Annotated in this window: 8 protein-coding genes; 5 read left to right on the top strand and 3 right to left on the bottom strand. The window is 63.5% G+C overall.

Annotated features, from left to right (window positions below):
• Positions 1-138: 138 nt before the first annotated feature.
• The 3 genes from AC1D0Z_RS14250 (at position 139) to AC1D0Z_RS14240 (ending at position 1,569) form a co-directional block, all read left to right on the top strand.
• Positions 139-348: a hypothetical protein gene (locus AC1D0Z_RS14250; RefSeq protein WP_477658881.1), complete on the top strand. Its 210-nt coding sequence runs from the start codon at positions 139-141 to the stop codon at positions 346-348.
• Between the two features lies 1 nt (position 349).
• A complete protein-coding gene (locus tag AC1D0Z_RS14245) occupies positions 350-1,084 on the top strand; it encodes an alpha/beta fold hydrolase (protein ID WP_477658880.1) in 735 nt (244 codons plus the stop codon).
• Between the two features lie 242 nt (positions 1,085-1,326).
• A complete protein-coding gene (locus tag AC1D0Z_RS14240; RefSeq protein ID WP_477658879.1) occupies positions 1,327-1,569 on the top strand; it encodes a hypothetical protein in 243 nt (80 codons plus the stop codon).
• Positions 1,570-1,618: 49 nt separating this feature from the next.
• Here the strand turns inward: AC1D0Z_RS14240 and AC1D0Z_RS14235 are convergent, their stop codons facing one another.
• On the bottom strand, positions 1,619-1,933 hold the full coding sequence (locus AC1D0Z_RS14235) for a DUF3175 domain-containing protein (RefSeq protein WP_477658878.1): 315 nt from the start codon (positions 1,931-1,933) through the stop codon (positions 1,619-1,621).
• Positions 1,934-2,291: 358 nt separating this feature from the next.
• On the opposite strand from AC1D0Z_RS14235, the gene AC1D0Z_RS14230 reads away from it, so the two are divergent.
• Positions 2,292-3,506 carry a Fic family protein gene (locus AC1D0Z_RS14230; RefSeq protein ID WP_477658877.1) on the top strand — a complete coding sequence of 405 codons (1,215 nt, stop codon included), beginning with the start codon at positions 2,292-2,294 and terminating at the stop codon, positions 3,504-3,506.
• Here AC1D0Z_RS14230 and AC1D0Z_RS14225 read toward each other — a convergent pair.
• Together AC1D0Z_RS14225 and AC1D0Z_RS14220 are read right to left on the bottom strand one after the other, a co-directional pair.
• Complete coding sequence (locus AC1D0Z_RS14225; protein WP_477658876.1) at positions 3,503-4,342, bottom strand: alpha/beta hydrolase; 840 nt, start codon at positions 4,340-4,342, stop codon at positions 3,503-3,505. The two genes, AC1D0Z_RS14230 and AC1D0Z_RS14225, sit on opposite strands and share 4 nt — an antisense overlap.
• A gap of 139 nt (positions 4,343-4,481) precedes the next feature.
• A complete protein-coding gene (locus AC1D0Z_RS14220; protein ID WP_477658875.1) occupies positions 4,482-5,309 on the bottom strand; it encodes an alpha/beta fold hydrolase in 828 nt (275 codons plus the stop codon).
• Positions 5,310-5,422: 113 nt separating this feature from the next.
• On the opposite strand from AC1D0Z_RS14220, the gene AC1D0Z_RS14215 reads away from it, so the two are divergent.
• A complete protein-coding gene (locus AC1D0Z_RS14215) occupies positions 5,423-6,259 on the top strand; it encodes an inositol oxygenase family protein (protein WP_477658874.1) in 837 nt (278 codons plus the stop codon).
• Positions 6,260-6,498: the final 239 nt, after the last annotated feature.

The following is a 6,498-nucleotide window of genomic DNA, read 5'->3' as shown; positions in this document are numbered from 1 at the left end:
CGCAGGTGGTGGCCGAGCAGCACCGCAAGATGGCCGAGCCGCAACACTGATATCACTGACCAGCACTGCAGCGTTTCATCCACCCAGAAGGAAACACCCATGACATCCAAACGAAACCGCTCGGCCCGTCCTGACGAGATGCAAGACCCGGAAAACCAGGCCGCCAATGACAAGCAGGGCCCGGCCGGGCACGGCGGAAAAGTTGAAAACGACTTCAACCAGGTGGGTGAGCAAAAGCCCACGCAAAAGAACGAGGGCCAGCGCACAGCCAACAGCCGCCATGACCGGGAGTCGCATGTGGGCGGCAGCAACCAGCTGCAGTCGCGCCGCGGCACCACCGGGCGCTGAGGTGCCGGCGGACACGTTCAGCGCTGCGGCCGGCGTGAAGGCAGAGGAATTTGATCACCGCAGCGGTGACCACCTGACGCTGGACAGCGCGAAGATTTACTATGGCGTGCTGCCCCTGCTCAAGCAGCGCTTCAGGCTGATCGGTATAGACACGCGCGGCCACGGCAAGTCAACCCTGGGCACGGCGGGCATGAGCTACCAGCGGCTGGCGCTCGATGCCGCCGCCGTACTGAAGCACCTAGGCGTTGACCGCTGCAGCGTGGTGGGTTTCAGCGACGGCGGCATCACGGCGCTGCGCATGGCGGCGGAGGCAGGCTCACGTATCGATAAGGTGGTGGCCATTGGTGCGGACAAGATGCTCAAGGCCGACGACCCGGTGCGCAAGCTGCTGGGCGGCGTGACGGCCAAAAGCTGGGGCGAAAAATTCCCCGAGTCGGTGGCGCTGTACAACGCCGTCAACCCGCGGCCGGACTTTGCGGCGCTGATTGATGCCGTGGTGCCGATGTGGCTGGACGACAGCCGCAGCGGCTACCCGGGCGAGTGCGTCAAGCAGATCAGTTGCCCGTTGCTGGCGATACGCGGTGATGAAGACCACCTGGTGTCGCGCGACAGTGTGTTTGAGCTGGCAGAACAGGTGCCCGGCGCGAAGCTGTTGAACATTCCCTTTGCGGGGCATGAAGCGCACAAGGACCAGGCCGACGCGGTGATGGCGTGCGTGAACCGCTTTCTGGCGTGAGTGCAGGCGTTTTACCTGTAAAAAGTGCTTGAAACCCAAGCAGGATGTGCGCAAGCAGCTATCAATACCATAGCGTCTGATGCTTCCGGCGCAGGCGTGCCGCGCGTCTTTACCTGCCGCTGAGGCATTTCCTTACAAACCGCAACGTGGCAGACGCATGGCCCCAAGCCTGGCGGCGCAGGATGAACGCTTGTTTTTTGCTGCGGGGCAACCACCTGCAGACATCGCCCCGAAAGGCCGCCATGAAAAAGATTGCCGACTTTCTGTTTCGCCCGCGCTATTTGCGCGCCATTCCGTCGTTAATGGTGCTGACCACCGCCATGGCCTGGGGTGTGGCACCGGATTCGGACAGCGTGGACACGCTTCAAAAGCGGGCCGGCGTGACGCTGTCGCTGAACCACGCTGCTGCAGGCGCAGGCGCCCGGGACAAGCCCGGCGCCGATACGCCTGTTGCGGACAACGCCGGCGACGTGCTGGCCAGCTGATGCCCGCAGGCCGGCCATTGGCCAATGCCGGTTGTGCCGGTGGGGCCGGTTACTTGCCGGTGCGCTGGGGTTTGTCATACAGGGCCCGTAATTCATTCTTGGCTTCTTCCAGGTGCTTGCGCTGGCCTTTGGGCAGCGTGTCGCCCGCACGGTTGATGTAGAAGGTCAGCATGGACATGGCCGAGCGGTAGGGGTCGCTTTTGCGGCGGTCGCTGTGATCGGCTGATGACTTGAGCGAGCTGGCGATCTTCTTCGGGTCTTTCTGCTTGAAGACGCCTTGCTTCAGGTCCAGCGCGTCGCTGGTGTCGGTCACTTGCTGGGACCATTTGCGGTGGGATCTGGTGGATCGGGAGGTGGTGGCCATGGGCTTTCCCTTCTTCGATACGGGTTCGGCGCTGGTGGGTGTTGCGGTAGATATCGCAGCCCGAAAGCCCACTGTGCCGCGCAGGGCCGGCCGCCTTTGCAGGACAAGGCCGCGTGGCGGTGTCGCCGTTCTCTTTCTTGTTCCCTTTCCCTGGTTGCGGTTCACCTGGCGCCGCTCTTTGCCCGCCACTTCGGCCTCTAGCCCGTTAAAGCGGTGGTACGCCATGTCTGGCGTGTGTAGCGCCGGGCTGGTTTCGAGCCAACAAAGCCGCTGGTGAAGTCGCAAATGAAGCCGCAGGCAAAGTCGCAAAAATTGACGCAGGAATTGCAAAAAACTGTTTGTTGACATAGACTTAGTGATGCCGCCAAAGTCGCAAAAATTCCTCCTCTATGACGATCCCGCGCAGATGGAGCCCCTGCTTCCGGGGGAGCACCGCCTCGCGCCGTTGCTGGAGCAGGCCCATGACCTGCAAAAGGAGGCGCGCAGCCTTGTAGGCAAGGGTTCGCTGCCCGAGCTTCGCCGGCTGCTGCGGGCGATGAACTCCTATTACAGCAACAAGATAGAAGGGCAGCACACGCTGCCGTTTGAAATTGAAAGCGCTTTGCGCAACGACTATTCGCGCGATGCCGACAAGGCGCGGCGCCAGCGGCTGGCGCTGGCGCACATGGAAACCGAGCGCGCCATTGAGGCCGGCTGGAGCGAATGGTCAGCTGGCCAGGTATGGTCTGCGCAAATGGTGCAGGACATCCACCAGGACCTGTTTGCCCGCCTGCCCGATGCGGACCGGGTGCTGCCTGAAGGTGACGTGCTGGTGCCGGGCGCGCTGCGTGACCGTGAGGTCAGCGTGGGCGTGCATGCCGCGCCTGCCCACGCGGCCATTGGTGCCATGCTGGGGCGTTGGGGCGGCTTTTACGGCAGTGTGCGGCGCGGGGAGCTGCAGATCGTTGCAGTTGCCGCGTCCCATCACCGCCTGGCCTGGATCCACCCGTTTCGTGATGGCAATGGCCGTGTGGCACGGCTGCACACACACCTTGCGCTGGGTGCGCTGGGGTTGACCAACGGGTTGTGGTCGCCGCTGCGTGGCTTTGCCCGCAGCCATGAGGCCTATTACGCCCATCTGGCGGCTGCCGACGAAGCGCGCGCAGGCGCACTCGACGGGCGCGGCAACCTTTCGGAGCGTGCGCTGATGGCCTGGATTGGCTACGTATTGGCCTTGTGCCTGGACCAGGTGCGGTTTATGACGGGCTTGCTCGATATGGCCGGAATGAAAGACCGTATTGCCGCTTGCCTGGCTTTTGAGGAAAACGTGGTGCGCCAGGGCGTGCGCAGTGAGTCGCTGCGGGCTTTGCACTACCTGCTGCTCACGCAGTCTGAGTTGGAGCGAAGCGAATTCAAGGCGTTGCTGGGTTTGGGTGAGCGTCTTGCCACGGCGCAGGTCACGGCATTGCTCAGGCGCGGCCTGCTGGCCACCGATTCGCCCCATGGCAAGCTGCGTTTTGGCGTGCCGCAGCATGCACTTCGGTTTTACTTTCCCAATCTTTGGCCAGAGGCCGAAGCGGGCGCGAAGCCCTAGGGTTTGGCGGCGGCCATCCAGGCGCTTATCTTGCCGACGGCATCGGTCTCCAGCCCGTTAAAGCCGTGGTAGGCCATGGCCTCGCAGGGGTCGCCCCGGCTTTGGCCGCCGCGCAATGACAGCAGCTCGGCCTTGGGGGTTTTGGCCAGCTTTTCCATCATCGGGGGCATGTCGCTGAAAGCGCAGAGCTTGCAGCCGTCCTGTTCGTGGTGCACCACCAGCACGGGAATCGTCAGTTGCTCCAGCGGCATTTTGGGCACAGCGCGGCCGTTGGGGTCGACGAGGATGGTGGACGTCAGCACGACGCCGTCTGGGCCGCCCTGCGCGGGTGCCGCCTCGGTGGCGATGTAGCCTGCCGACTGGGTGCCGCGGCTGGTGCCCACCAGCCAGACGGGCACCGGCGCCTGCTGCTTCAGCCAGGCAATGACGGCCAGCACGTCGGCCGTGTGTTCGGGCTTTTGCCGGTTGCCCGACAGAAACGGCGGCGACTGTTTGTCTGACGGCGCATCAACCACCGCCACCGCAAAGCCGGCGTCGGCAAACTGCTGGCGCGTGCGCACCACGAAGTTGCCACCGCCCCAGCCGAAACCCCCGCTGTCGTTGATTTGCAAGCCGCCATGGCCGCCGGCCAGCAGGATGACGGAGGCTTTGGGGTTGGCAGATGCTGTGGGCGCGATGTAGACAAAGCGCTGGGTGACGCCGGGCCGGGTGGGAATGTCGACCACGCGGGGCGCGCCCTGTGCCTGGGCGTTGCCGGCCACAGCCATGCCCAACAGCAGAAGGACCGGCAATGCGTGGCGCAGCCACAGGCGCCGTGCGGAGGAGTTGGGTGTCATGCTTGGGTTCCTGATGCGGCGTTATGGGTGCCCGGGGCGTTTTACCACGAGAATCGGCCTGCAGCCCAATAGGAACGTGCGCAAGCAGCTATTAAATTCATAGCGATAGCTATCGGGTTGGTGCGGCAGGCGCCCTGGTTCATGGCGCTGTCGCGGTTTTGATCCACTGCACCACCGCTTCGCTGGCCACCACCGGGGTGGTGAGGTGGGTGGCCTTGACCTCCAGGTACTGGCTTTTGGGGTTGGCGGGCAGCTTGTCGGCAAAGTAGGGGCGGGCGTACCTGCTGATGCCGTCTTCGTCGCCCACCACCGTCAGCACCGGCGTGGCCGCGGGGATGCGTGGGGCGGTGACGCCCATGTCGGCGTCGGATTCGGGGTCGAAGTAGCTGAGGTAGTCTTTCGCGGTGGCCACCACGTTCAGCTGCTTGCCCTGGTTGATGTCGGAAAAGCGTTCCCGCGAATCACCCTTGCCGGCGGCGACCAGTGCGCGGGCTTCGTCGACGCTGTCACGCACGATCTTGTTTTGCGGCGACGCGTAGTAGCGCGCCGGCACGTGGCCGGGCGCCAGCAGCACCAGCGCCTGCACATCGCCGCCGCGCGCGGCAAAGCCCATGGCGGCGGGCACGCCCATGCTGTGCCCGGCAATCACAATTTTGGTGGCGCCCTGGCTGCGCAGGGTTTTGACGTGGCCGGCCATTTCGGCCATGGCCTTGTCCCAGTTGCCGTCCAGGTAGCGGCCGCGCGACCAGGGCATGTCGGGGTAAAGCACCAGCATGCCCGCGCCCTCCAGCACGGGCTTGATGCGGCTCATGTTGGGGTCGTTGTTGCTGCCGGGGTTTTTGCCGTGCAGCATGAGCACGCCGATTTTGGGGTTGTTGTCTTGTGCGTGAAGCGGCCCGGCCAGCAGGGCGGACGCAAAAAGAAGGCAGCCAAGGGCCGTCCGGCGATAAAAGGGTCTGCTGGGCATGAAAGAAAGCCTTTCGGGTGGCGGTGGTGAGGGGCGACAGCCCAATATAACCCCGGCAAACCGCCGCGACAGCCGGGTTTGCACGCAAGGGCCGGGCTTCCTACAATGGCACGATGAACGCCGTCATGCCGCAAACCACCCCCAACGCCCCGGCAAAGCCCTTGCTGGCCAGTGAACCCGACCGCGCGGCTTACCGCGACTACGCGCAGCCCGGCCTGGACCGCGTGCGCACCTTCTACCGCAACAACCACCAGCAGCAAACCTACGACTTTGTGCTGGGCAAAAAAGCGCAGTGGCTGGCGTTTTCCCAGCGCGAGATGACGCCCTGGGCCGCGCTGGAATTTCTCAATACGCTGGTGGACGAATCCGACCCCGACATCSAGCTGCCGCAAATCAGCCACCTGCTGCAAACCGCCGAAGCGATTCGCGCCGACGGCCACCCCGACTGGTTTGTGCTGACAGGTTTTATCCACGACCTGGGCAAGGTGCTGTGCCTGTTCGGCGAACCGCAGTGGGCCGTGGTGGGCGACACCTTCCCGGTGGGCTGCAAGTTTTCAGACCGCATCGTCTACCCCGAGTACTTCGACCTGAACCCCGACAGCCGCGACGCGCGCTACAACAGCGAGTACGGCGTGTATGCCCCGAACTGCGGGCTGGACGCGGTGCATATGTCGTGGGGCCACGACGAATACCTGTACCAGCTGCTGAAGTCGCATTTGCCGATGCCGGCGCTGTACATGATTCGTTATCACTCGTTTTACGCGTGGCACCGTGAGGGGCAGTACGGCCACCTGACGGATGCGCAGGATGCGGCGCATATGGAGTGGGTGCAGAAGTTCAACCCTTACGACCTTTATTCCAAGAATGACAATCCGCCGGTGCTGGCTGAGCTCAAACCGTATTACGACGATTTGATGGCGAAGTATTTGCCTTCTTCGCTGAAGTTGTAGTTCTGAGTTTGTTCTTGCGTTGCGCACTTTGCTGAGGGTTGTTGGCCGGGGGTTGCCCGGCATGCAACTCACTTTCTTTTGCTTCGCCAAAAGAAAGTAAGCAAAGAAAAGGCGACCCTGGCTCCTGCGTCCCTGCGCTGCGCTACGGGCAACCTGCGGTGCTCGGTCCAGCCGGGGTCAAAAACAACTCGCCTTCGGCTCAAACAAGTTTTTGCCCTGATCCGTCTGGCCCTGCGCTC

The organism is Polaromonas sp. P1_E3 (genome assembly GCF_056405935.1).
This window is presented reverse-complemented; position numbering and strand designations above follow the sequence as displayed.